At 58.7% G+C, this 25806-nt stretch carries 26 protein-coding genes and 1 riboswitch; of the genes, 6 read left to right on the top strand and 20 right to left on the bottom strand.

Annotated elements, in window-relative coordinates:
* Positions 1-6 precede the first annotated feature (6 nt).
* A complete protein-coding gene (locus tag CU103_RS03850) occupies positions 7-939 on the bottom strand; it encodes a LysR family transcriptional regulator (RefSeq protein WP_106662551.1) in 933 nt (310 codons plus the stop codon).
* A 169-nt stretch (positions 940-1108) separates the two neighbouring features.
* Between CU103_RS03850 and CU103_RS03845 the strand changes: the two genes are divergently transcribed.
* From CU103_RS03845 to CU103_RS03835, 3 genes are all read left to right on the top strand, one after another.
* Positions 1109-2290 carry an MFS transporter gene (locus tag CU103_RS03845; protein ID WP_106662550.1) on the top strand — a complete coding sequence of 394 codons (1182 nt, stop codon included), beginning with the start codon at positions 1109-1111 and terminating at the stop codon, positions 2288-2290.
* Positions 2291-2309: 19 nt separating this feature from the next.
* The gene (locus CU103_RS03840; protein WP_106662549.1) at positions 2310-3134 is read left to right on the top strand and encodes an aldo/keto reductase; all 825 of its coding nucleotides are present in this window, start codon (positions 2310-2312) and stop codon (positions 3132-3134) included.
* A gap of 71 nt (positions 3135-3205) precedes the next feature.
* On the top strand, positions 3206-4534 hold the full coding sequence (locus CU103_RS03835) for a hypothetical protein (RefSeq protein ID WP_106662548.1): 1329 nt from the start codon (positions 3206-3208) through the stop codon (positions 4532-4534).
* Here the strand turns inward: CU103_RS03835 and CU103_RS03830 are convergent.
* The 9 genes from CU103_RS03830 to CU103_RS03790 all read right to left on the bottom strand — a co-directional run bounded on the left by CU103_RS03830 (position 4507) and on the right by CU103_RS03790 (position 12232).
* Positions 4507-5076 carry a hypothetical protein gene (locus tag CU103_RS03830; RefSeq protein ID WP_106662547.1) on the bottom strand — a complete coding sequence of 190 codons (570 nt, stop codon included), beginning with the start codon at positions 5074-5076 and terminating at the stop codon, positions 4507-4509. The two genes, CU103_RS03835 and CU103_RS03830, sit on opposite strands and share 28 nt — an antisense overlap.
* Before the next feature lie 3 nt (positions 5077-5079).
* Positions 5080-5670 (bottom strand): hypothetical protein, encoded by a 591-nt coding sequence (locus CU103_RS03825; RefSeq protein ID WP_106662546.1) that lies wholly within the window; start codon positions 5668-5670, stop codon positions 5080-5082.
* Complete coding sequence (locus CU103_RS03820) at positions 5667-6257, bottom strand: hypothetical protein (protein ID WP_106662545.1); 591 nt, start codon at positions 6255-6257, stop codon at positions 5667-5669. The genes CU103_RS03825 and CU103_RS03820 overlap by 4 nt, the downstream gene beginning before the upstream one ends.
* Before the next feature lie 100 nt (positions 6258-6357).
* The gene (locus tag CU103_RS03815) at positions 6358-7212 is read right to left on the bottom strand and encodes a D-alanyl-D-alanine carboxypeptidase family protein (RefSeq protein ID WP_106662544.1); all 855 of its coding nucleotides are present in this window, start codon (positions 7210-7212) and stop codon (positions 6358-6360) included.
* Positions 7213-7388: 176 nt separating this feature from the next.
* Positions 7389-8435 (bottom strand): L-idonate 5-dehydrogenase, encoded by a 1047-nt coding sequence (locus CU103_RS03810; protein WP_106662543.1) that lies wholly within the window; start codon positions 8433-8435, stop codon positions 7389-7391.
* A complete protein-coding gene (locus CU103_RS03805; RefSeq protein WP_106662542.1) occupies positions 8432-9838 on the bottom strand; it encodes a TRAP transporter large permease in 1407 nt (468 codons plus the stop codon). The genes CU103_RS03810 and CU103_RS03805 overlap by 4 nt, the downstream gene beginning before the upstream one ends.
* Positions 9839-9841: 3 nt before the next feature.
* Positions 9842-10414, bottom strand: coding sequence for a TRAP transporter small permease (locus CU103_RS03800; protein ID WP_106662541.1), 573 nt, complete (start codon positions 10412-10414; stop codon positions 9842-9844).
* Between the two features lie 66 nt (positions 10415-10480).
* Entirely contained in the window at positions 10481-11458 is a 978-nt protein-coding gene (locus CU103_RS03795) for a sialic acid TRAP transporter substrate-binding protein SiaP (protein WP_106662540.1), read from the bottom strand.
* Between the two features lie 24 nt (positions 11459-11482).
* On the bottom strand, positions 11483-12232 hold the full coding sequence (locus CU103_RS03790) for a FadR/GntR family transcriptional regulator (RefSeq protein ID WP_106662539.1): 750 nt from the start codon (positions 12230-12232) through the stop codon (positions 11483-11485).
* A gap of 230 nt (positions 12233-12462) precedes the next feature.
* Between CU103_RS03790 and CU103_RS32720 the strand changes: the two genes are divergently transcribed.
* Positions 12463-13224 (top strand): transglycosylase SLT domain-containing protein, encoded by a 762-nt coding sequence (locus CU103_RS32720; RefSeq protein WP_106662538.1) that lies wholly within the window; start codon positions 12463-12465, stop codon positions 13222-13224.
* Here the strand turns inward: CU103_RS32720 and thiD are convergent.
* The 9 genes from thiD to CU103_RS03740 form a co-directional block, all read right to left on the bottom strand.
* On the bottom strand, positions 13154-13966 hold the full coding sequence (gene thiD, locus CU103_RS03780) for a bifunctional hydroxymethylpyrimidine kinase/phosphomethylpyrimidine kinase (RefSeq protein WP_106662537.1): 813 nt from the start codon (positions 13964-13966) through the stop codon (positions 13154-13156). The two genes, CU103_RS32720 and thiD, sit on opposite strands and share 71 nt — an antisense overlap.
* Positions 13963-14628, bottom strand: coding sequence for a thiamine phosphate synthase (gene thiE / locus CU103_RS03775; RefSeq protein WP_106662536.1), 666 nt, complete (start codon positions 14626-14628; stop codon positions 13963-13965). The genes thiD and thiE overlap by 4 nt, the downstream gene beginning before the upstream one ends.
* Positions 14629-14694: 66 nt before the next feature.
* Positions 14695-14797: riboswitch (TPP riboswitch) on the bottom strand.
* Positions 14798-14852: 55 nt separating this feature from the next.
* Positions 14853-15878: a TadE/TadG family type IV pilus assembly protein gene (locus CU103_RS03770; protein ID WP_162707235.1), complete on the bottom strand. Its 1026-nt coding sequence runs from the start codon at positions 15876-15878 to the stop codon at positions 14853-14855.
* Positions 15879-16028: 150 nt separating this feature from the next.
* The gene (locus CU103_RS03765; RefSeq protein ID WP_106662534.1) at positions 16029-16787 is read right to left on the bottom strand and encodes an ABC transporter ATP-binding protein; all 759 of its coding nucleotides are present in this window, start codon (positions 16785-16787) and stop codon (positions 16029-16031) included.
* Positions 16784-17617, bottom strand: a complete 834-nt coding sequence (locus CU103_RS03760) for an ABC transporter ATP-binding protein (protein WP_106662533.1) — start codon at positions 17615-17617, stop codon at positions 16784-16786. Before CU103_RS03760 ends, CU103_RS03765 begins: the two co-directional genes overlap by 4 nt.
* Positions 17614-18543, bottom strand: coding sequence for a nickel transporter permease (nikC, locus tag CU103_RS03755; protein WP_106662532.1), 930 nt, complete (start codon positions 18541-18543; stop codon positions 17614-17616). Before nikC ends, CU103_RS03760 begins: the two co-directional genes overlap by 4 nt.
* Positions 18540-19607 (bottom strand): ABC transporter permease, encoded by a 1068-nt coding sequence (locus CU103_RS03750; protein ID WP_106662531.1) that lies wholly within the window; start codon positions 19605-19607, stop codon positions 18540-18542. Before CU103_RS03750 ends, nikC begins: the two co-directional genes overlap by 4 nt.
* A gap of 27 nt (positions 19608-19634) precedes the next feature.
* A complete protein-coding gene (locus CU103_RS03745; protein WP_162707234.1) occupies positions 19635-21245 on the bottom strand; it encodes an ABC transporter substrate-binding protein in 1611 nt (536 codons plus the stop codon).
* 42 nt (positions 21246-21287) lie between these two features.
* A complete protein-coding gene (locus CU103_RS03740) occupies positions 21288-22343 on the bottom strand; it encodes a dipeptidase (RefSeq protein ID WP_106662530.1) in 1056 nt (351 codons plus the stop codon).
* Between the two features lie 285 nt (positions 22344-22628).
* On the opposite strand from CU103_RS03740, the gene CU103_RS03735 reads away from it, so the two are divergent.
* Together CU103_RS03735 and brnA are read left to right on the top strand one after the other, a co-directional pair.
* Positions 22629-22892, top strand: coding sequence for a BrnT family toxin (locus CU103_RS03735; RefSeq protein ID WP_106662529.1), 264 nt, complete (start codon positions 22629-22631; stop codon positions 22890-22892).
* On the top strand, positions 22879-23094 hold the full coding sequence (gene brnA, locus CU103_RS03730) for a type II toxin-antitoxin system BrnA family antitoxin (RefSeq protein ID WP_106662528.1): 216 nt from the start codon (positions 22879-22881) through the stop codon (positions 23092-23094). The genes CU103_RS03735 and brnA overlap by 14 nt, the downstream gene beginning before the upstream one ends.
* 68 nt (positions 23095-23162) lie before the next feature.
* On the opposite strand, the gene gyrB is transcribed toward brnA, so the two are convergent.
* Positions 23163-25604, bottom strand: coding sequence for a DNA topoisomerase (ATP-hydrolyzing) subunit B (gene gyrB / locus CU103_RS03725; protein WP_106662527.1), 2442 nt, complete (start codon positions 25602-25604; stop codon positions 23163-23165).
* Positions 25605-25806 lie beyond the last annotated feature (202 nt).

The raw sequence follows: 25806 nt of genomic DNA, 5'->3' as shown, positions 1-25806 counted from the left end.
GAATAATCATGACCTTGCAGCGCCGTTCGTCAAGGGGCCAGGCATCCCTATGTTCTCCGCCAGAAAATCGACGAAACTGCGCACCCGTGCCGCGAGATATTCATGCCCGACGAAGACGGCGTGGATCAATTCCATGTCCCCAGGGTTGTACTCCTCCAGCAGGACAACGAGACGGCCCTGAAGAATGTCCTCGCTGACGTGGAAATAGCCGAGCCGGGCAATGCCCAGCCCCGCCACACACATCTGCTGTGCCGTCACGCCATTGTTGGAGAGGAAGTTGCCCGAGACCTCTAGCATCTCGGTTTCGCCCGTTTCAGGATTGTTGAAAGGCCATTCATTCAACACGCGGCGGAAATTGAAAGTGAGGCAATTGTGCCGGGCAAGCTCGCGCGGATGAGAGGGCATGCCGTGTTTGGCAAGATAATCTGGCGAAGCAATCACCACGACGCGGCTTTCGAACAGCTTGCGGGCCTTCAAACTTGAGTTGCGCATGGGACCGACGCGGATGGCAATATCTGCGCGCTCTTCGATCAGGTCCACCACTCCATCGGTCAGGGAAACATCGAGCTTCACCTCGGGATAGCACTGCAGGAATTTCGGCACGAGCGGCAGGATACAGCGCACGCCAACCGGCACCGATGAGTTTACCCGAAGCAGGCCGCGCGGCGCAGCCGATGCGCCAAAAGCCACGGCGCGTTCTGCCTCTTCGATCTCCGCAACGATGCGAAGTGCCCGCTGGTGGTAAATCTCGCCTTCCGGCGTCAGTTGCAACGTCCGCGTCGAACGGACAAGGAGACGTGTGCCGAGCCGCTCCTCGATCCGGGTGATCATCTTGCTGACGGCGGAAGGCGACAGCCCGAGCCGCCGCCCCGCAGCGGAAAAGCTGTTGAGCTCAACCGCCTGTACGAAAACATCCATCTCGCCAGCCCGGTTATCCATGATCGGAGGTCCAATCCACTTGTGAATTCACTTCACAAGTATTGAGCAATATGAGGCGATTATCAAGGTAATAGCGATAGGCCATATTCAGCCTCAACCGGACCCGTTCCGCCATTTTCGCAATTCGCGGGCTGGTTCCCAAGACAGCCTCCACTCAAAGGACAAGACAATGCCTCTCGCTCTTCTGGCGTTGACAATCAGCGCCTATGCCATCGGGACGACAGAGTTCGTCATCGTCGGTCTTCTGCCCACTGTTGCCGGTGATCTGAATATATCGCTGCCGCTGGCCGGCCTCATCGTCAGTGTCTACGCGCTTGGCGTCACCTTCGGCGCACCCATCCTCACCGCCCTCACCGGACGCATCGAGCGCAAGCCGCTGCTGCTCGGCCTGATGGCGCTTTTCATCGTCGGCAATACGGCCGCGGCACTCTCGCCAACCTATGAACTGCTGCTTGTCGCGCGTGTGCTGAGTGCCTTCGCCCATGGCGTGTTCTTCTCGGTCGGCGCAACCATTGCTGCCGATCTCGTGGCGCCCAACCGTCGCGCCTCCGCCATCGCCATGATGTTCCTGGGCCTCACCGTGGCCATCGTGACCGGCGTACCGCTCGGCACCTTCATCGGCCAGCAGCTCGGCTGGCGCGCGACATTCTGGGCCGTCTCCGGACTCGGCGTGATCGCGTTCATGGCAATTGCGATCCTGCTTCCGTCACAGATCGCCAAAGCCGCTCCTGCCCGTCTTATCGATCAGGTGCGTGTGCTGGCGAGTGGACGCCTGCTTCTTGCCTTTGCCATGACGGCGCTTGGTTATGGCGGCACCTTCGTCATGTTCACTTTCCTTGCCCCGGTACTGCAGGAGATCACCGGCTTTGCCGGCTCGACAGTCAGCCTGATCCTCGTCCTCTATGGTCTCTCCATCGCGGTCGGCAATATGGTCGGCGGACGCGTCGCCGATGGCAATCCGGTCGGTGCTCTCGGGGTCATGTTCCTGCTGCAGGCCATCGTCCTTGCAGCCTTCACATTCACCGCCGTATCACCCATATGGTCTCTGGTGACGCTCGCCGCGCTTGGTGCGCTGTCCTTCTCCAATGTGCCAGGCCTGCAGCTTTATGTGGTACAGCTTGCCAAGATCCATACGCCTGATACCGTCGACGTGGCCTCTGCCCTCAATATCGCCGCCTTCAATCTCGGTATTGCCGGTGGTGCATTTCTCGGCGGTCTCATCGTCGCCTCGCCGCTCGGTCTCGGCGCAACGCCGTGGGTCGGTGCTCTTCTGGTGGTCGGCGCGCTCGCTCTGACCCTCTGGAGCCAGATGCTCGACAGACGTGCCGCCGCGCAACTCGTCGCCGCCTGAAATATCGAAAGGAATAACAATGTTCAATGTAGACGCCAATGGCGCAAAGATCCCCGCAATCGGCTTCGGGACGTTCCGTATGCCCGGCGCCGACGTCCTCCGCATGGTCCCGGCGGTCCTCAAACTCGGCTACCGCCATATCGATACCGCCCAGGCCTATCGCAACGAGGCGGACGTCGGCGAAGCCATCGCCGGTTCGGGTGTCGCCCGCGGCGACGTCTTCCTCACAACCAAGGTGTGGGTCGACAGTTACCGGCACAAGGATTTCATCCGGTCGGTCGAGGAAAGCCTGAAGAAACTCAAGACCGATCATGTCGATCTTCTGCTCCTGCACTGGCCGCAAAGCGATGTGCCCCTGGCGGAGCGCATTGGCGCCTTGAACGAAGTGCGTGATGCCGGCAAGGTTCGCCATATCGGCGTCAGCAACTTCAACACCGCCTTGATGGCGGAAGCGGTTGCGCTGAGCAAGGCACCGATCGTCACCAACCAGGTCGAATATCATCCCTATCTCGGTCAGACTGCCGTGCTCGATGCGGCCCGAAAGGCCGGCATGAGCATCACCGCCTACTACGCCATGGCCGATGGCAAGGTGATCGGCGATACTGCCATCAAGGCGATCGCTGCTGCCCATGGCAAGAGCGAAGCCCAGGTGGTCCTGCGCTGGCTGGTGCAGCAGGAGGGCGTGGTTGCGCTGTCGAAGACCGTCAATGAGGAGCGCGCGAAGAGCAATTTTGAGATCTTCGATTTCGAGCTGTCGCCGGAAGAGATGCGGGCACTGCACGCCCTCGCAAGACCAGACGGCCGCATCGTCAATCCACGCAACCTTGCGCCCGATTGGGACTAGCCGTTCTCATCCGCCGGTGACAGCACCGAAAAAATCAGTAAGGTCAGCATGAGATTCGCGAGAGGTTTTTCATGCTGGCCGAAGTGGCATTGCCCATCAAGCTGACATTCCAGCTCTGGTTGCGCTTCTGGCCCCAGCTGGTCGCAATGGTGCTCCTCGGCCTTCTTGTCTCGGACTTCCTGATGTGGCTGTCGGTCAAGGCCGCCTTCATCAACCACTACGCTGGCCTTGGCTTGCTGACCCTTGTCGCCCTTACCCAACTGGTGACGACCGTCTCCATGATCCAGATTGTGCGGCCGGGATTACCCTCGATCTCCGCGGCACAAGCAACGGCGCAAAGGGAAGCAGACGGCGCCAGGCCGGAGCGCGGCCTTTCCCGCCTTGCCACGATCATCGCCGTGGCGCTTCTCCCGTTCTTTGCCTACTACGCCGCCTGGGGGTTTCTCGGCGATACGATACGGCAATATTCGCGCCTTGCCCTGTCCTACGCGCCATTGGGAGAGTCGGGCAATGTGCTTGATGTGCTCGACTCCAAATGGCTTATCCTGTCGGTTGCGGTTTCATGGGTTGTGCGCAAGTTCGCGCAGATCATGAAGGAAAGGACCGGCCGCTCCATCTGGCAGATCATCGTGGTCGTTTGCGAGACCAACTGGATCTTCATCGGTCTCTATGTGATCAGCCGATGGAAGGACACGTTTCTGGCCTGGTTGACCACCCGCAATATCGGCAACCTGTTCGAGGGACTCTGGACCAGCATCGAATTCCCAATTGCAACTGCCCATGCCGCGACCATCATCCCGGTCGAGCAATCCTCCGTCAGCGTGTCTACCACCATTATCGGACTGTTCTTCTACGCCCTTCTGCCGGTGATCTGGCTGGTGATGGTCGCGCTCGTCTATGGCTATGATGTCCGCGACGATAAGGAACTCATGCGCATTCACCACCGCATCGAACGTTTCGGCGAGCGTTACAAAGCCATCCCGAAGTTCCTGCGCGACTTTGTCGAGCACTTCATCGGCGGTTATCGTTCACGCTATCTTCCCATCGCCAATGGGGTCAGGCTGACGCTGAACTCCGGCCTGTTGCTGATCATTACGTTGATCGTCGGCTACCGCCTGATCGACTGGGCTGCAGCCTGGGCATGGATCGGCGCCACGCGACTGATCGGCCCGCTGGCTCTCGATTATTGGCAGGTGATTTCTCACGGCGTGTCACTACTTTTCGGTAGCCCCTTCCAGGATTCCTCGACCGGCATTCTTGTCGAACCGCTCCGCATCTGTTTCCTCGCAGCTGTTCTCGAGACAGCATTTTCGATGACCAGGAAGGTCACCTCGCGGGCGCATGCCGTTGCCGCCGCACCGGCCATGGATGGTCAATTGGGCACTGCAAACCGCAAGTAGTATGGCCGCTCGCTGCCGAGACCAAGCGTCGGCCGCACTTCGGCCGCCACGTCTTGAGGGACAAGGAAATTCTCCTCGATGACCATGCGCGCACCGCTTTCAGCTCCGGAAAAGGCCGCCGAGCTGCAGGTCTTGATGCCGTCGGCCGGATAGGGCATGCCCGGGACCGACGCTGGCAGCCACGACCGCCCATTGGCATCCACCAATTTGATCGAACAGCCGAGCCATAGATTTTGCAGATCGGGATTGCCAACCTCGACTAGGAAGCGGGCAATCACTGGGACCGACCCTGCCGGCAGTGAGCCCGCTTTGACGCCATCGACCGTTTTCAGCGAAGCGAACTGCCAGTTGCTGCCCCCGAATGTCACCGTCTGGCTTGCCGCCACTTCCCGCGGCCAAAGATCATTGCCCCGCACCAGTTCCTTCACACTGTCATAGGAAATCTCGAGCAATGTCAGCGGTGCGAGCACAATCAGTGCCCAGAGACTGCGGCGGCGCCACTTGCCCTCCGGCTGCGATCCTGTCTCGTCTAACGCGCTCATCGCTCAGTTCCCGGATACGGTTGCGGAATTGCGCAGATCGAAGCTATCGACGATCAAAGGCTGTCCATCGTTGAATTTCCTGAAATCGTCAATGGCGATCCGCGCCTGCGAATCCAGCCTCGGAAAGAGCTGGTTCGACACGACAAACGTGGCGCCATTGACCTGATCGGGCAGGGTCTCAAAGATAAAGCGCGCAGTCTTCGGCAAACCTGGATTGAGCGAATGCGGGGGCAGCCCCGGCAGATAACCGGCACGATCCGAGCTGTCATATTGCAGTCCAGTCGGTCCGACCCAGCTGGCCTGCGCCACGGTATTGGAGGCATTGGTGGCGGCAAGCTGCGCGGTCACAACCACCCACAATCCCGATGTCGTCAGCACTTTGGTGGCGCCAAACCTGTCGAGCGTCAGCTCGCGGGCGAACACCACATTGTCAACTGTCACGTCGAACTGCCGCGTGCGCACGGGTTCATGCATCTTGCCGTGCACCGGCATCGGGCCCGTCAAATCCATATAGTGCGGCTTGGATCGCTGCATGCCGTAGAGAACTGCAATCGCCAGGCAAAGCACCAGTATATTTCCCAGCTTGCGTTTCATTGCTGTGCAGCCTGTGCAGAAACCGGGAAACGAACTGTTCCAGCCGTGTGCTCGTTGTACCAGCCGGGACTGCCTGTCAGATTGTCACGCGGTTTGTATACCTTTGCGGTCACCAGAAACTCGACAGCACCGGTGGGGGCGGCATTGGCCGGCACCAGCCAGACATAGGCCATCTTTTCGGTCATGCCCGGATGCAAATCCGGGAGAAGCGCCATATCGCGTGCAAGATAGATCATCGGCTTTTCAGCTTGTGCGTCGATAGCAGACGGGAAATGGAAAACCCCGTAATAATCCTTTGATGATCTCGCCGTGAGATTCGTCATTTCAGCCTCGAAGACAATGGCCTTCTGGCCCTCCTTCGGCGTCACGCCGAACGCCTTCTCGCTGGTGACGCGGGCGGCGAGCGGCTTGATGCGCCACTGCCCTGCATCTACTGTCTCGTTGGGTGTGAATTGCGGATCCTGCTGCTGCGGCATAGCCTCGAATGCGCCGAGTGCAAACGCGACCGCCAGAGCCGCGAAGGAACCAATACCCGCTGTGAGCCAAGCGATAGCTTGACTGCGCAGGTTCAAAACGTGGGACCACATTAGCCGATCCTTCTCGCCTTGAGCCGGTAGTCCGGATCAATAATGAGTCGTTATCGTGCCAACCATGCAACGACCAGCAGGTATATTTCAACCCTTGGATTTATCTGGAAGCAACCTGAGGTAGATAAGTGTTCACCAGGCTGACGACCTGTGCATCGCGGGTCTTCGCCGTATTCCCGCCCATGACCACAGCAACGAGCTGGCGGCCATTGTCACTGACGGAGGTGACAATGTTGAAGCCGGAAGCCCGAACATAACCGGTCTTGATGCCGTCTGCGCCATTCAATTGGCTCAGCACGCGGTTGTGACCACGAACCAGCTTGCCGTTGAAGACGAATTCCTGGGTCCCGAAATAATAATATTGCTGCGGATAATGCCGGCGCAGGGCGAGGCCCAGCAGCGCCATATCGCGCGCCGTGGTGATCTGCTGCGGATCAGGCAGACCCGAGGCATTGTGGAACGTCGTGCCCCTCATACCGAGGCGGCGTGCCTTGTCGGTCATCAGCGCGGCGAACTGCTCCTCCGTGCCGCCGAGATATTCGGCAAGCGCTGCCGCCACGTCATTGGCCGATTTCACCACGATCGCCTTGATCGCCGTATCGACATCGATTGTCTGACCGGGTCTGAAGCCGAGCTTGCTCGGCGCCTGCGATGCAGCGTGTGCCGACACGGGAATCAGCGTCGACTTGGTTATTCGCCCGGATTGGAGGGCCTCGAACGTGAGGTAAAGCGTCATCATCTTGGTCAGTGATGCAGGAATGCGCGGCAGATCGGCGCTCGCCTGATAGAGAACGACCCCGGTGCTGCCATCGACGACGATAGAAGCTGATTTTTCGGAAACAGGGCCAGAAACCACCCCGGCCGGATCAAGCGTGGCCGCTGTGGTACAGCCGCTTGCAACCCCTAGGATCAAACCCATCAATGCCACGATTTTCGGAAGTGAATATAAAGACATATAGACTCGCGGCACGTTTATTTTCCGGATCTCTGAACTTGCGAAAGAATAAAAAATCTAGCGCAGGATGGTTGAAATATTCAGTTTAACCAGTGCTTGTTAGCCGATTTGAACGCCTACGCCAAGCGTGAACATCTACAGCAAATTGTCGCTCCCTGTCCTGTTACCAAATAGGTTTAGGCCGTTAGGACCACCTTGACGCTTCGTGACCTGTCCAAGGCCATCCGGAAAGCTTCAGGCGCCTCGGACAGCCTGTACTCCCCTGTTACCAGCTTGAGCACATCGATCTTGCCTTCGACGATCAACTCGACCGCCTCGAAGAACTCTTCGCCAAAGCGGAACGTTCCGACGAGGTCGAGCTCTTTCGCCATTACGGCATTGGCAGGGACCGGAATTGTCCCGCCGGCAAGGTTGCCGACCTGCACCACCGTGCCGCCGCGCCGTACCGTTCGGATGGCAGAGGCAAGCCCCGCCGCCGTTCCGGAGATTTCGAAGGCGATGTCGAATGGCGTGGCCGCCGCGAGCTCAGCCAGTTGCTCTTCGCCTTTCGAAAGATCGACGATCTGATCGGCGCCAAGCTCTTGGGCAAATTTCAACGGTGCAGCTGCGACGTCGACCATGGTGACTGAACCCGCATCCGCGTGTTTCAATGCAAGCATTGTCAAAAGACCGATTGGACCGGCGCCAAAGACAATCGTCGAGAAGCCCTTTACATGCCCCGCGCGGCGCACCGCGTGCAGGCAAACCGCCAAGGGTTCGGCCAGCGCGGCCGCCTGAAAGGACAGCTCCGCCGGTACCTTGACGCATTGCGCCGCAGTCGCATCGAAAACACTGGCGAACCCGCCCTGCATATGCGGCGTCTTCGACGCCGAGCCCATGAAATAGATGTTCTCGCAAAGATTGGCGCGGCCTTCATGGCAGTAGACGCACCGCTCGCACCAGCGGGACGGATTGACCGCGACCCGTTCACCAATGGTAAGCCCGGTGACGTTGCTGCCAACCCCTACTATCTCGCCGGCTACCTCATGGCCTAGAATGAGCGGCGAGGTGACGACGAAATCGCCGGTTCTGGCATGGCGGAAATAATGCATGTCCGAGCCGCAGATACCTCCGGCGCCGAACTTGACCCGAACCATATTGGGTTGGAGCTCGCCGAGTTCGACGTCGACGACGCGCAGATCTTCCGCGCCGAAGAGAGTTGCAGCAATGCCTTTGGTACTCATTTGATCAGACCCAATTGTGTTGGAAGCCAAAGTGTAATCGCCGGAACGAAGGTGATGGCGATCAGTGCGATGAAAAGCGGAACGAGCCAGGGCAGGATGGCCATGGTTGTGCGCTCGACCGAAAGCTTGGCAACCCGCGACAGCACGAATAGTACCATGCCCAGCGGCGGATGCAGAAGCCCGATCATCAGGTTCAACGTCATGATCAGACCGAAATGCACCGGGTCGATACCGAATTTCAGTACAAGCGGCAAAAGGATCGGCACGAGGATGGTGATTGCGGCGATCGTATCGAGAAAGCAGCCGACGAACAGCATCAGCAGATTGACCAGGATCAGGAACACCCATTTGTTCTCGGTGATCGAGAGAATGGCCGTCGACAGCAGCTGCGCCGCCTGGCTCACTGTCAGCAGCCAGGCGAAGACGGAGGCCGCCGTCACGATGAAAAGCACGGATGCGGTGGTCTCGATCGTGTCGAAGCTGGCCTTGGCAAGGCTCGCGAGTGTCATCGTGCGATAACGCACCAGGCCGAGGAACAGCGACCAGAGCACGGCTGCGACGGCCGCTTCCGTCGGCGTGAACCAGCCCATGGTCATGCCGCCGATCAGGATGACCGGCGTCATCAGCGCCATGACCGCGGAGAAGTCGAAATACCAGTCGACCGCAAGCAGGAGCACGAGTGCGATACCGACGGAGGCATTGACAGACAGGCCGGTCAGGGTCAGCAGATAGATGACCAGTGGAACAGCGAAAACCACGACAATTTCAAGCGAGGCTTCCAGAAGCTGCTTGACCTTGAATGGCGCGTCGGAACCCCACCTCTTGATGTAGGCGAAGATGGCGACGGTAACCATCATCAGCACGGTCATGACGACGCCCGGGAGGATGCCGGCCATGAACAGGGCGCCGATGGAGACATTGGCCATCATGCCGTAGATGACGAAGGGCAGCGATGGCGGGAAAATCGGGCCGAGCGTTGCGGACGCGGCGGTCACGCCGACTGCCGCTTCCACGGGATAGCCGTGATCCTTCATCGCCTTGATCTCGATGGTGCCGATACCGGCAGCGTCGGCAAGCGCTGTTCCCGACATGCCGGAGAAGATCACCGAGCCAATGATGTTGACCTGTGCCAGACCACCCTTCATCCAGCCGACAAGGGCGACGGCGAAGGAATAGATCCGGCCGGTAACGCCCGCCGAATTCATCAGATTGCCCGCCAGGATAAAGAATGGCACGGCGAGCAGAGGGAAGCTTTCGACGCCCGCGATCATGCGCTGCGCGACGATGATGTCGGGGGCAACGCCGAAGAACACGAGGTAAAGGACGGACGCCACCGCCATGGAAATGGCCACCGGCACGCCAACAAGCATGAGGACGAGAAAAGTTCCGACAAGCAATAGCATCGATCAATCCTCGATCTTCTGGAATTCTTCGGGGCGTTCCAGAACGGAGTAGCCGCGGCGAATATTGCTGATGAAAACCTGAATGGCGCGAAACAGCATCAGGACGAATGCAAGCAGGACACCGTAGAAAACGATGTTGCGGGGCAGATCCACCGTCACCATGCGCTCGTCGGCAACGATGTCGACATAGCGCCACATCAGCCAGACGGCGTAGACGAAGAAGGCTATGCGCACCAGATCGACGAAGATCGACAGGACGCGGGCAACGGATGCCGGAATGTAGTGGTAGAACACATCCACCTGAATATGGCGGGAGACGCGCACACACATCACCGATCCGAGAAACACCACGCCGATCAGGCAATTGATGGCGATTTCCTCGGTCCAGGCATAGCTGTCGTTCAGGACATAGCGCGTGAAAAATTGCAGAAAGACACAGCCTGTCATCAGCCAGAAGACGATCAGTGTAAGCCAGTCTTCGATTGCATAATCTGCAACATTGGCGACAGGCGCCGCTTCTTCGAAGGAATGGGCGATTTCCTCGGCGGTAATCTGTGTGTGAACTTCATTTGACATGGTTGTCTCCGGTCATCAGGTCTCAGGAGAAATGGCCGGGCAAGAAGAGCGCCCGGCCATCGTCAGTCATTCCTTGATGGCGCGGATGGCTTCCCAGTCGGACTTGTCGTAGCCGAAATCCTCGAACTTCACCTTTTCCATGACGTTCTTTTCGAAGTCGGCCTTGTCGATGTCGGTCACGCTCAAACCGCGTTCCTTGAAGCTCGCGACCAGCGCCTTTTCCTTGTCCGCGATGATCTTTGTCGTCTTTTCTGCCGCCTCTTGCATGACGTCGCTGAAGATCTTCTTGTCTTCATCGGAAAGGCTCGACCAGAGCTGCTTCGAGATCACCGTATTGAGATGATCGACGATGTGACCGGTCAGGATGATGTTCTTCTGCACCTCGAAGAACTTCTTGGCTTCGATGGTGGTCAGCGGGTTTTCCTGCGCCTCGACCGTGCCGTTCTGCAGCGCGAGGTAGACCTCGGCGAAGGCGATGGGCGTGGTATTGGCACCGCAGGCGCGCGGCATGGCGAGATAGGCCGGAACGTCAGGCACACGTATCTTCAGGCCCTGCATGTCCGCGCACTTGGCGATGGGCTTGTTCGACGTGGTCTGGCGGGTGCCATAATAACTGACGGCCGCGATGTGGTTGCCGCTCTTTTCCTCATAGCCGGCTGCGAGCCGCTTGAAGACATCACTCTTCGTATAAGCGATAAGATGTTCCGGCCCGCGGAAAATGTAGGGGAAATAAGTTACGCCGATCGGCTTGTAGTCGCGTGCTGCGAAGCTCGAACCGGAAATGATGATATCGACCGTACCCAGCTTCAGGCCCTGGTTGATGTCGGCTTCCTTGCCCAGCTGCGATGCCGGGAATACGTCGATCTTGTAGCGGCCATCGGTCCGCTTGCCGATCTCTTCTGCCGCCCATACGGATTCCGTATGAAATGGCTCGGATGTCTCGTACACATGCGCCCACTTCAGCGCGGTCTGCGCCTGAGCGGCTGCCGCCGAAAGTGCGAGCGCGGCAACCGCGCCCAGAATTGCCGTGAGTTTGATCTTCATGCCGTTATCCTCCCAGATTGAATTTCAGATCTTTCCATTTCGGCCGCCCTTCACAGAACGGCCCTTATCGCTTTCCAGATCTTCATCGAAGCTTCTGGAAAATCTCAATTGCGATTGTTGCAGGTGATATCGCATCGCTTCCTTGGCGCGTCCCGGATCGCCGGAAGCGATAGCATCGCGAATGGCCCGGTGCTCCTCGAATGCCTCTCGCCATGAGGCAGGGCTCTCGAAATAGCTGGCCAGCTTTTCGAAATACGGCGTCATGCGCTGGTCGAAGAGCTCACCGACAAAGCGGTTGAGAGCCGAGTTTTCGATGATGTTGGCAATCGTCGTGTGAAAGGTCCGATCGAGCGCAATGGACGTGCGCGGACTGTTGAATGTTTGGGCCATCTTTGTCAGCACCGCGTCCATCGATTCGATGTGATCGGGCGTCACGACCGTTGCGGCTTCCTCGGCGATTGCACACTCGATGAGCGATCGCGCGCGCAGGAGTTCGAACGGTCCCTCCAGATCGTCGGCCGGTGCCAGCGCAGGCTTTTCACGCTGCTGGCCCGTGACGTAGATGCCGGAACCCATGCGGATATGCACAAGCCCCTCCACCTCGAGCGCAATCAGCGCTTCACGGATTGTCGGACGGGATACGCCAAGCTCCTCGGCCAGTTCGCGCTCTCCCGGCAACCGCTCGCCAACGGCAAATTTGCCGCCCTCGATCAGTGTGCGTATCTGGTCTGCCACCTGCCGGTATAGCCGGCGCGGCTGAATGGCTGCGAACATGGATCCTCCCCGCACGGCACTCCCTTTCCGCGCTAGACTGGTAAACTGGCCTTACCAATATCTAACTGATACATTGATATATATGCTGGAGTCAACCCATGCGAAAACACACTCACAACCATAGATGGGACGATTGTAACAATCCGTATTGGAAAGTGATTGCCGCAGATGACCCCGAACAAGCTATGAGGAACCGACCATTGAACATCCGCCCTTCGAACCGGTGACAAATGCTTGAAACTCGATTGCTGCGCGCCTTCGCTTGCCTGACCCTGGCTCTTGCTCTCGGCGCTTGCACGACAACCGATCCGAAACTGCCCAACGCAGCATCCGCTCCTATTCCCGAGCCATCACCGCGCGTCGCAAGCGCTGCCTCGGAGAACAAACCTGCAGCCCAATCCTCGAACAAATCGGTCGATGGTCTGATCTCGAAATACTCTGTTGCCTATGCCGTACCGGAATCGCTCGTGCGCCGTGTGGTCAAGCGCGAAAGCAGCTTCAATCCCGGTGCACGCAACGGCCCATATTGGGGCCTGATGCAGCTATTGCCCGCAACAGCGCGGGGCCTCGGCCATGATGGCAGCGCCAAGGATTTGCTCGATGCCGAAACCAACCTCAAATATGGCGTGAAATACCTGGCGGGCGCCTACAAGGTTGCCGACAGCAATCCCGATCAGGCCGTGCGGCTCTATTCCCGCGGCTACTACTATCAGGCCAAGCGCAAGGGTCTTTTGAGTGTGCTGGAGCCGGATTCGGCGCCTGTCGATCCAGCTCCCGTTGCTTTCGCTGCTGCGCCTTCGATAGCAGCCGCCGGCCCCGCTGCAGCAACAACGGCGCTTGCGGAACCAACCCAGCTCGCCTTTGCCGAGGAGCGCGTCGTGCTTCCCTCGGTGGTCCCTCTGCCATTCGAACGGCAAGACATCATGACGGCTGCGCCGTCGGCCACCACCGGTAAAAATGGTGCACGGGCCCGCGTCCCTGCCCCACTCTGAGATTCCCGGCAGCAGCCATTGCTGCCGTCAGGTAGTCCTTCGCTTGCTCCGCCGCGTCGTGCAAATCTGATCCTTTCGCGAGCCCCGCGGTCATCGCCGCGGCGAGCGTGCAGCCCGTACCGTGATCATGACTTGTCGCGATGCGCGGGCGGGAAAAGCGGTGCATGGTCACGCCGTCAAACAGCAGGTCGGTGCTATACTCGCCTTTTGAGTGACCGCCCTTGATCAGCACCGCCGAGGGGCCAAGCGCCAGAAGGAGCTCCGCCTGCCGTGCCATCTGGGCCTCGCCGTCAGCGATCGGCTGCCCCGTCAGCAATGCCGCTTCAGGCAGATTGGGTGTCACTACCACAGCGAGTGGCAGTAGCAGCTGACGCAGAGCCTCGACCGCCTCCGGCTGCAACAGGCGGTCGCCCGATGTCGCCACCATCACCGGATCAAGCACCGCCCTGCGGCCCCAATGCTGCAATGACGCAGCAATGGTCTCGATGGCCTCCGGCGTCGATACCATGCCGATCTTGATCGCCTTCACATCGATATCCGACAGCACGGCATCGATCTGGGCGCGGACAATACCGGGTGACAGATTTTCGATGGCGGTGACCCCGCGCGTGTTCTGCGCGGTGACGGCGGTGAGAACGCTGGTGCCGTAGACGCCAAGTGCCGAGAAGGTCTTCAGATCCGCCTGAATGCCTGCCCCGCCGCCGCTGTCGGACCCGGCGATGGTCAGGGCAATGGCGGTCATGCCCGTGCCTGCAACGCTGCATCGACCACGGAGCGCAGGGCCGCCGCAGCGCCGTTCGGGTCGGCTTGCCGGAAAATCGCCGAAATCACTGCAACGCCATCCGCTCCGGCAGCAATGGCAGGCGGCGTGCGCGCGAGATCGATCCCCGCAATTGCTCCAACCGGCAGGTCTGGTTTCACAGCCCGAATGATTGGCGCCAAGCGGCTGAAGCCGTCGAAGCCAATCGGACCATCGGGATTTGCCTTGCACAGCGTCTCGAATAACCCGCCAATGCAGGCATAGTCGATATCGCTTGTCGTTGCTGCCAGCGCATCGGCCTCGTTTTTCACGGTCAGGCCAATGATTGCATCCGGGCCGAGCAGCAGCCGCGCATCGCGGACCGGCATGTCCTCGCGGCCGATATGCACGCCCTCGGCACCGGCGGCAAGCGCCACATCGATGCGATCATTCACGACCAGCGGCACGCCCGTGTCCTTCAACGCGCTATGGATTGTCCGTGCGCGCTCCACCATCAACCGGGTCGGCGAATTCTTGTCGCGATACTGGATAATCGTCGCGCCGCCGCTAGCGGCTGCAAGCGCAAGTGCGCCAAGGTCCTTGTCGCCGCCGATCGCGTCGAGATCGACAATGGCATTCAGCCGGAAATCTACTTTTGGTCGCACAGTCTGGACTCCATCATGAACAGGTTGGAGATCCGGATATGTGCGAAGACAAGGCAGAGTGCGCGAAGAAGGCTCAATTCCCGTTCCTACGCCGGCATAACCCGGATCAGGTTCAAGGGTCCAGCTCGACGCCATCTCAGCACTGTACAGTGCCCCCCTCGGAATGAAGTCATGATGGAGCGGCGCAAGATCAAAGTCAATTGCGCCGCTTTCTCGTTGGAAGGCTACTGGGTCAGGCGAATTTTTGAGTAGTCCAATGCGCACCCGGTTTTCAATGTATATTCGAAATCCGGATTGCTGCCGCCGCCATCCTCCCAACCATGCTTTTTCGTGACACCATCGCAATTCATCAGGTCATTCATAAGCACTGGTTCCGCTTCGTGCGGCTTTGTCGTTTGGGCACCGTCCAGAGCAAGCCGCCATGCATCGTTTGCGTTGTCGCTTCTGACGAGGAAGGCATTGGCGCTGTTTTTGAGATTGTATTCTTGCTGGAACGTAAGCCCAGCGGGAATTGGTGTTAGTTGATCGCTGGAGCTGGTAGAGGCCACACACTTTCTTTTCGAGGGAGTTTTGTTGTTATCGTTTTTCTGGCCAATGGGGCATCCGCCCTTCTTGACGATCATGGTAAAATAGAAGGTTTTGAATTTTCCGAGCTTAAAAGTCTGAGATGATGATCCAACCGCTGGAACCGATATTCCGCTACCGTCAACCTGACTGGGGTTGGTGTATTCGATAGCTGCAACTTCCTCCTCAGCGCCATTCTCCCGAACAACAATCACCGAAATCTTCTTGTAGTAGATTCCTTTGACCTTTGTGATGTTGAATGTCGCCTCGACTGGTGCCAGCGCCCCTGATGCTTCCGACTTAACGGCAATGTCCATCGCGTTTTGATTCAAGACTCTCATGAACGTCGTCGCCATCGGCCGGTCAAGCGTAAGAAGAATTCGTGGAGGTACATCTTTCGTGACCGTGACGTTGTGGGTTGCGCCACTATTGCCAGCGTTAGTCAGGTTTGCATTCAGCATTTCAAGGACGCGCGTTTTTACTGCCGGCAAGTTCTTGCCATCATAGATCGACGCCCCGGCCAACACTGCCGCATCGGCCGCATTCTGCAACGTGACCCTCTCATTGCTGGCGCGGCTGTAATCGACGGCAAGTCCGGTCACGCCCAACAAAGGTACCAGCAGCAAAGTGAATGTAACGGCCGTCGCCCCGCTGCGGTCTCTCAGGAAATCTCGAATACGCTTCATGTCCCACTCCAGTCGTTGAGTGGAACCATTGATTCCATGGCGTAAATGCCGGCTTAGAAAATTCATTCAGATTTTCATTATTCCGCGCCGGATGGTCGAAATCCGCGGACTCGCTTCCGGCATGGTAAAAATCAGATGAACGTTTCTGCCCTAGAGCCGCACGTCCGGCCGGACAAATCCCTGGCTGGCAATCAGCAGGTTGCGCGTGTAGTCCTGCGTCACCTTGCGCATGGCAAGCTCGGCTGCAGTCAGGCGTTCGACTTCGGCGCCATTTTGCATCACCATCAGCCGGTCGCACATATGGGTGACGACCGCGAGATCGTGGCTGACCATGAGGAATGTCAGCTTCCGGTCGCGGCGGATTTGCTCAAGCAAATTCAATACCTCCGCCTGCACCGACGCATCGAGAGCCGAGGTGGGCTCATCGAGCAGCAGGATCGACGGTTCCAGGATCAGCGCCCGGGCAATGGCCACGCGCTGGCGCTGCCCGCCGGAAAGCTGGTGCGAATAGCGGAAACGGAAACTCGACCCGAGCCCCACTTCATCCAGCGCGCGCAGGATGCGCTTTTCAATATCGCCGAAGCCATGAACGGCCAGCGGCTCCAGCAGCAGCCGGTCCACCGTCTGGCGCGGATGCAGCGAACCGTAGGGGTCCTGGAACACCATCTGCACTTCACGATAGAACGCCTTGGTCCGCTTCGAGCCGAGCGTTTTGCCGTTGACGGTAATCGTCCCGCCGCTCACCGGCGCGAGACCGGCGACGGCGCGCAGGAGCGTGGACTTTCCTGAACCGGACTCTCCGACAAGACCGAATGATTCGCCCGGCGATACTTCAAGGCTCACACCGCGAAGGGCACGAAACCGGTTGAACACCACTTCGAGATTTTCGGTGACCAAAGCTCTCATCATGTGGCCCACTCCGGCTTGCGGTCGAGTACCGGCAGCGGATGCCGGTCATTGTCGATCTGCGGCATGCAGTTGAGCAGGCCTTGCGTATACGGATGCTTCGCCTTGTGCAGGTCCGTCGCGGCGATCTCCTCGACGATACGCCCGGCATACATGACGATGACCCTGTCACAGAACGACGAGACCAGCCGCAGATCATGCGAGATGAAGATCAGGCCCATGCCGCGGTCGCGCACCAGATTGTCGAGAATGCGCAGCACGTCGAGCTGCACGGTAACATCAAGCGCGGAAGTCGGCTCGTCCGCGATCAGGAGTTCGGGCCCGGTAATCAGCATCATGGCGATCATCGCACGCTGGCCCATGCCGCCGGAGACCTCGTGCGGGTGCAGATCATAGACCCGTTCCGGATCGCGGATCTGCACGGCGGCAAGCATGTCGAGCGCGCGCTGGCGCGCCGCACTCTTGCTCACCTTCTCGTGCGTGCGCAGCGTCTCGACGATCTGCCTGCCGATGCTCATGACCGGGTTGAGCGAGTATTTGGGATCCTGCAGGATCATGGCAATGCGATTGCCGCGCAGTGCCCGCCGCTGCCTCACCGAGGCAGTCTGGAGATCGATACCATCGAAATTCAGCGTCTTGGCGGTGATCCTGGCATGCGGCGGCGTCAAGCCCATGATCGCGCGCCCCGTCTGCGACTTGCCGGAGCCGGACTCGCCGACAATGCCAAGACGCTCGCGGCCAAGTGTAAACGAGACACCGCGCACCGCATCGACCGTGCCCGTGCGCGTGGGAAACTGGACCCGAAGGTCCTCGACGGTCAGCATCGTGCTCATTGGCTGCTGCCTCGCGGATCCAGCGCATCGCGCAGGCCGTCGCCCAGAAGATTGAAGCCGAGACTGACGATCAGGATGGCAAAGCCCGGCATGGCGGCGACCCACCACTGATCCATGATGAAGCGGCGGCCCGAGGCGATCATTGCGCCCCATTCCGGCAATGGCGGCTGCGCACCAAGGCCAAGGAAACCAAGGCCCGCAGCCGTCAGGATGATGCCAGCCATGTCGAGCGTCACCCGCACGATCAGCGAGGACAGGCACAGCGGCATGATGTGGCGCAGCACAATGCGTGTCGGCGAGGCGCCCATAAGCTGCACGGCTGCGATATAGTCCGAATTGCGTACCGTCAGCGTCTCGGCCCGGGCTATGCGCGCATAGGGCGGCCAAGAGGTGATGGCGATGGCAATGACCGCATTTTCGATGCCGGGTCCAAGCGCAGCCACAAAGGCAAGCGCCAGAATGAGTTTGGGAAAGGCGAGAAAAATGTCGGTAATGCGCATCAATATGGAGTCGACCCAGCCTCCAGCATACCCAGCGATCGTTCCCACAAGCAGGCCGATGGGTGCGGCGATGATAGCGACAAGGATGACAACATAGAGCGTCAGGCGCGAGCCGTAGATCAGCCGCGAGAGAATATCCCGGCCCTGATCGTCCGTTCCGAGGAGATACAGGCCACCCGGCGGCAGCAGGCGGGCATTGCGCAGATCGCCCGCAACCGGCGAGTGCGGGGCAAGCACGTCGGCGAAAGCCGCAACCAGCAGCAGCGCGATGATGATGGCGAGACCGACCACCGCCAGCCGGTTGCTGGCAAAGCGGCTCCAGACCAGATAGGCGCGGCCAAGCCTTGCCTGCATGCGCGATTGCGGCCGGTCGCTCATCAGCCATTCGCGGCGAGAAAGGGGACGTGCGGGGCTAAGTTCACTCATCGTGCGCGTGTCCGTGGGTCAAGCGCCCGATACAGAACATCGGACAACAGATTGATGGCAACGAAGACCGTGCCGATGATGATGGTTCCGCCCAGCACCGCATTCATGTCGGCGTTCTGCAGCGAATTGGTGATATACATGCCGAGGCCCGGCCAGGAGAAAACCGTCTCGGTCAGGACGGATCCTTCCAGCAGCCCGGCATAGGACAGCGCGATTACCGTCACCAAGGGAACAGCCGCATTGCGCAGCGCGTGGCCCCAGATGATGCGGGTTTCCGACAGGCCCTTGGCGCGGGCGGCGACAATATATTCCTGCTCCAGCTCGTTAAGCATGAACGAGCGCGTCATGCGGCTGATATAGGCAAGCGAGAAATAGCCGAGCAGCGAGGCAGGAAGTATGATGAAGCTGAAAATATTCCAGAACGCATCCCAGTTGCGCTGCAGGATCGCGTCGAGCAGGTAAAAGCCCGTTATCGGAGTAAATGTGTACTCGTAGACCACATCGATACGGCCCGGGCCGGAGGTCCAGCCAAGCTTTGCGTAGAATACGAGCAGTGCCAGCAAGCCCAGCCAGAAAATCGGCACCGAATAGCCAATCAGTCCGATGATGCGGACGATCTGATCGATGATGCTGCCGCGCTTGACCGCTGCCAGCACGCCGAGCGGCACACCGAATACGGCACCGAGGAGCGTCCCGAACGTAGCCAGCTCCATGGTGGCGGGAAACACCCGCCTGATATCGGTCATGACCGGGTTGGTGGTCAGCACCGAATTACCGAAATTGCCCTGCAATGCGTCTTTTATATAGATGACGAACTGCTGGTATATTGGCAAGTTGAGGCCATATTCCTCACGCACCCGCTCGACCACATGGGCGGGAGCCCGGTCGCCGACGATGGCCAGTGCCGGATCGATCGGGATGACCCGCCCAATGAAGAACGTGACGGCAAGAAGCCCCAGGAATGTGATGGCGCCAATCAGCAGGAACCTGCCGATAGCCCAAAGGAGGCTGGAGGCCCAGGCGCCTGATCGCCTGGACTCCAATCGTGATTCGGTGCTGCTCATATGATCAACTCTCGGGACTTGCCCCGATCATTTCGATACGTTGAAGACGTAGTTCGTATCGAATGATGGTCCGAGCTTGAACCCCTTCAGGTTCGAGCGAAGACCCGCGACTTCCGTCTGCTGGAAAATCAGGATGAACGGGCTGGTCTCGAGAACCTTCTTCTGCAGATCCTGATACATCTGGGCACGTTTGGCACCATCGCGCTCAAGCAGGGCGGCCTTGGTTTCCTTGGTCAGGTCCGGCACATCCCAGGCGTTGCGCCAGGCCAGGGTCTTGTTGGTGCCCGCATCCGAATTGTCAGGATTGCTGGTGAAGGTTTCCGCATTGGAGTTCGGATCCCAGTAATCGACACCCCACTGGCCGATATAGGAATCGTGCGTGCGAGCGCGATACTTGGTCAGCGTCTGCTTACCGTCGCCGGGAATGATCTCCAGCTTTACACCGGCCTGAGCCAGCGTCTGCTGCACCGATTCCGCAATGCCGGTCACAGGCTGGTTATTGCGCACGTCCATGGAGAACGAGAAGCCTTCCTTCAGCCCTGCCTTCTCCAGCAGCGCCTTGGCTTTTTCAACGTCCAGCTTGTAGGGGTTTTCATCGAGTTCTCCGAGAATTCCCTTTGGCAGGAAGGTCTGGTGGATCTCGCCGATGCCCTTGATCAGCTTCTCGCCAATCGCCTCGTAGTCAACCAGGTACTTCAACGCCTCGCGTACTTCAGGCTTCGCCAGGTTGGGGTTCTTCTGGTTGAGGCTGATATAATAGATCGTGCCCTTCGGGGCGCTGGTCGTCGTGATGTCGCTGTTCTTGACGACCTGCTCCAGGTCGTTCGGCTCGAGATTGCGCGCAACGTCGATGTCGCCCTTTTCGAGCAGAAGACGCTGCGCCGCGCTTTCCTTGACGTGGCGGTAGATGACGCGGTTCAGCGCTGCCTTGGTGCCGTAATAATTGTCATTGCGTTCCAGGACGATGATCTCGTTGGCACGCCAGTCGCGAATCTTCATCGGACCGGAGCCGGCATAGCCGGTCTTCATCCAGGCATTGCCGTAATCGTCACCAACGACATGTTCGGAAACCAGCTTCTTGTCGACCACGGAGGCGACCGTCGCCGTCAGGCAGTTCAGCACGAAGCTCGGCGCATAGGGCTGATCGACCGTAAAGACAAAGGTTGACGGATCGGATGCCTTGGCCTTCTCGGCGACATTATCGGCTTTCAATCCGAACTGCGTCAGGATGAATGCCGGGCTCTTGTCGAGCTTGATCGCGCGCTCAAAAGAATAGGCGACGTCGTCGGCGGTGATCGGATTGCCCGAAGCGAATTTCAGCCCCGGCTTGAGCTTGAATGTATAGGTCAGGCCGTCGTCGGAGACAGTCCAGCTCTCGGCGATATCGGCAATGATCTTCGAGGGATCGTTGATATCGAGCCGGACAAGCTTGTCATAGGTGTTGCCGTTGATCTCGCCCATGGTGAGCTCGAAGGCCTCGGCCGGATCAAGCGTGATGACGTCGTCGATGGCAAATGCCTCGACAAGGGTATCGGCCGGCGTTTCCGCCCATGCCGGTACACCGGAAAGCATGATCGCGGAAAGCGCCGCCCCGCCGAGAAGAAGCCGGAATTTGGTATTGATCTGGTTCACCAACATTGTTCTGTTCCCTGTTTTAGAGCGATTGGTTTCTTGGCAATCTTAGTTTTCTTCGTGCCACGCCGATCGCAGCACGCGCAGCCAGTTTTCGCGGCAGATCTTTGCAAGATCATCTCCCAGATATCCGGCGTCCCGCAACGCCGCTACCAGGTTCTGATTTCCGCTTGCATCGGCAATTTCGCCGGGGATTTTAGCACCGTCGAAATCAGAACCAAGTGCCACGCAGTCGATGCCCATGCGGTTCACCATGTAGTCGATGTGGCGTACCATATCAGACAGTGGCGTATCGGCGTTTTCGCGCGCATCGGGGCGCAGCATGGCGACGGCATAGTTGAGCCCGACCAGACCCTTGCTCTCGCGTATGGCGTCCAGCTGCCTGTCCGTCAGGTTGCGTGCAACAGGGGTCAGCGCATGGACATTCGAATGGCTGGCGACGAGCGGTTGATCGCTGATGCGTGCAACGTCCCAAAAGCCTTTTTCGGTGATGTGGGCAAGATCAACGAGAATGCCAAGGCGGTTGCAGGCTTTAACGAGTTCTTCGCCCTCCCGCGTCAATCCGGGGCCTGTATCCGGATGCATCGGATAGGCGAAAGGCACGCCGTGGGCAAAGATATTGTTGCGGCTCCAGACCGGCCCCAGCGAACGCAGTCCCGCGGCGTAGAAGACATCGAGCGCTGCCAGATCCGCACCTATCGCTTCGCAGCCTTCCATATGCAGCACGGCGGCGAACATATCCCGGCGCATGCATTCGGCAATCTCGGCTGTAGTGCGGCAGAGCTTCCACCCTCCGGCCCGCTGCAGTTTCAACGCGATCGCCGCCATCTCGAGTGAAATATCGAGCGATGGCGCGCGGTCCAGCGGCGCAGCGAGAGGCGTCGAATAATGGCCGTTGGCATCGGGTGCCTTGAAGGCAAGATCACCGGAAGGGACGTAAATGGCACAGAGGCCACCGATCAAGCCACCCTTGAGCGCCCTGATCTTGTCGATATGGCCGGAAGTCGTCCCATCGATAAATTCCTGGATCGGATCGGCCCCGTCTCTTGAATGTTTCCACAACCGGTAAAGCACATCGTTGTGACCATCAAAGACAGGCTGCATTTCAATTCCCGATCAGGTTGACTCAAAAAAGTACGCCATCTTTGCCGGGCATTCGTTTGGCCTATCCCCGGGACATCGCTTCTTTTTTGACAAAAGATCATGACGCCGCCGAACAGGCAAGAGAGTTGTTGTACAAAAGTATAAAAACGCTGGGGTTCGATTCAACCTGCAGGTCGTGGTGGTGGTTGGTGTCAAACGATAGCATCAGGCATGACCAGACACCGAACCCGATATTTCGTGGACATATGCACGGAAATGGTATATTTCTTATACCAATACTGATCCATGCTGTTTGAGTACGATCCGGCAAAGAGCGCGTCCAATAAAATCAAACACGGTATTGATTTTGAGGAAGCACAACCGCTCTGGAAAGATGACCGGATGCTGGAAGCTCCAGCCAAAGTGGACGGAGAGCCGCGTTTTCTCGTAATTGGCTTACTCAGAGGCAAACATTGGTCAGCCATCTGCGTTTACAGAAGCGGTAAGGTTCGCATCATTTCGGTTCGCCGGGCCCGAAAACAGGAAATCGAATACTATGAAGACAAGTGATTTTGACCGCAATTTCGACGAGGGAGAAGATATTGCCGAACAGGTGGATTGGTCGAAGGCCCGTCGGCCCAACGAAGAACTCAAGCGGGTGAATGTCGACTTTCCCATGTGGGTAGTGGAAGGTCTGGACAGACAGGCACGGCGGCTTGGCGTGACCAGACAAGCCCTTATCAAGCTCTGGATCGCCGAACGACTGGGTTAGAGCGGTTTTCGTTTAACTATCCGAATAAACGGTGGTGCATTGAAAATCACTGCACCACCGATCCATTCCTAAACGTCCAGATTGGCCACACTCAGCGCATTGTCCTGGATGAACTCGCGGCGCGGCTCCACGTCGTCGCCCATCAACCTGGAGAACAGGCTATCGGCATCGGTGGCGTCGTGGACCTTCACCTGCAACAGCGACCGCGCATTCGGATCGAGCGTTGTCTCCCAAAGCTGGTCGGCATTCATCTCACCAAGACCCTTGTAGCGCTGCAATGACAGGCCTTTGCGTCCCGCCGCGAAAACGGCCTCGAGCAGAGAAATTGGTCCGGCAACAGAGTCGGCTTTTTCCTTGCGGCGCAGCACCGGCGGCTTGGCATAGATCTCGTGCAGGCGGGCGGAGTACCGGTCGAGCTGGCGCGCATCGGCAGAACCGATCAGCGCCATGTCGAGGGTTACCGTTTCCTTCACGCCGCGCAACGACCGCTCGAAAATATAGCCGTCGAGGCCGTCATCCGGTGTTGCCAGACGGCCGGTCCAGCCCTTTTCGGTTTCCTCGGCGATCAGGTCGAGGCGTCCGGCGACTTCCGTTACCAGGCTTTGTGCCCTTACCGTATCGGAGATGGCTTCCGGATTGAGTGCGCCGGCAATGGTCGCCTGTTCGACGACAGCGCGATCATAGCGGGTGTTCAACCCCTGCAGCAGATGCCGCACTGCGAGCGCATCATTGATGACCGCACGCAGGTCGATACCTGCCCGCACTTCGCCGGTGCTCAATTCGAGCGATGCTTCCTCGAGCCCCGATTCGATCAGGAACTCCTCGAAGGCGGACTCGTTTTTGATATATTGCGAGGACTTGCCGCGCGATACCTTATAGAGCGGCGGCTGGGCGATGTAGATGTGGCCGCGCTCGATCAATTCCGGCATCTGCCGGAAGAAGAACGTCAACAGCAGCGTTCGAATATGCGCTCCATCGACGTCGGCGTCGGTCATGATGATGATCTTGTGGTAGCGCAGCTTGTCCGGGTTGAACTCATCCTTGCCGATGCTGGTACCCAGCGCCAGGATCAGCGTACCGATCTGATCGGAGGAGAGCATGCGATCCAGCTTGACGCGCTCGACATTGAGGATCTTGCCGCGCAGCGGCAGGATCGCCTGGTTCTGGCGCGAGCGTCCGCCCTTGGCGGATCCCCCGGCGCTGTCACCCTCGACGATGAAGATTTCCGACTTGGCAGGGTCTTTCTCCTGGCAATCGGCAAGCTTGCCCGGCAGCGAACTGATGCTGAGCGAGTTCTTGCGGGTGATGTCACGCGCCTTGCGCGCTGCTTCACGGGCCGACGCAGCCTGAATGACCTTGTCGACAAGCACCTTGCCCTCGGCGGGGTGCTCTTCGAGCCAGGTCGAAAGCGCTTCATTGACGAGACTTTCGACAACGGCGCGCACTTCCGAGGATACGAGCTTGTCCTTGGTCTGCGACGAGAATTTGGGGTCGGGAACCTTGACAGACAGCACCGCTGTCAGGCCTTCACGGCAGTCATCGCCAGTCAGCGTTACCTTTGCCTTCTTCGCCTGGCCGGACGTCTCGGCATAGCCGGTCATCTGGCGCGTCAGCGCGCCACGGAAACCGGCAAGGTGCGTGCCGCCATCGCGCTGCGGAATGTTGTTGGTGAAGCAGAGCACGTTCTCGTGGTAGCTGTCGTTCCACCACATCGCGACTTCCACCGTCGTGTCATCCCTTTCGCCGCGAATATAGATCGGCTCGTTGACCAGTTCCTTCTTCGCGCGGTCGAGATAGCGCACATAGGCAGTCAGGCCGCCTTCATAGAACAGTTCGAGGTCGACCGGATCGGCATGCCGGCGATCTGCAAGCAGAATCCGGACACCCGAATTGAGGAAGGCCAATTCGCGCAGGCGGTGTTCGAGCGTCTTGAAGTCGAACTCGACCATGGTGAAAGTATCGGTCGACGGCAGGAACGAGACTTCGGTGCCTGTCAAACCTTCGGAATCGCCCGTGACGCGCAAAGGGGCATCGGCAACACCGTGGGTAAAGCTCATTTCATGGATTTTGCCCTGGCGGCGAATCTTAAGCTTCAGCCAGACGGACAGCGCATTGACGACCGAAACGCCAACACCGTGCAGACCGCCGGAAACCTTGTAGGAGTTCTGATCGAACTTACCGCCCGCATGCAGCTGGGTCATGATGACCTCGGCGGCCGAAACGCCTTCCTCGTGCATATCTGTCGGAATGCCGCGGCCGTTGTCAGTCACCGTGCATGATCCATCGGGATTCAGCGTCACGGTCACGCGCGTCGCATGACCTGCAAGGGCCTCGTCGATGGCATTGTCGACGACTTCATAGACCATGTGGTGCAGGCCGGAACCGTCGTCCGTATCACCGATATACATGCCCGGGCGTTTGCGGACTGCATCCAACCCCTTGAGAACCTTGATGGATTCCGCACCGTATTCCGGCGAGGTTTCGACTGTCATCTCCGGTGTTTCACTCATGTAATTTCAATCTTTTTCTCGCGCCTGAATTGGCGCACCCGTCTTTATAACAGAACCGGGCGAATCATGCCCGGTTACAGTGGTAGATATAGTGTTTAATGCCGGTTTTTCCAATTCATGACACCCGCTCTATCCACGGATCATGGCCAATTGGTGGACTTTTTGGCGATTTATACTCACATCCCCGTTAGCGGCCGTTGGG

It is taken from the genome of Phyllobacterium sophorae, from assembly GCF_003010965.1.
Lineage (GTDB): Bacteria > Pseudomonadota > Alphaproteobacteria > Rhizobiales > Rhizobiaceae > Phyllobacterium > Phyllobacterium sophorae.
Note: the sequence above shows the minus strand (reverse complement) of the source record. Positions and strands in the feature narration are given on the sequence as shown.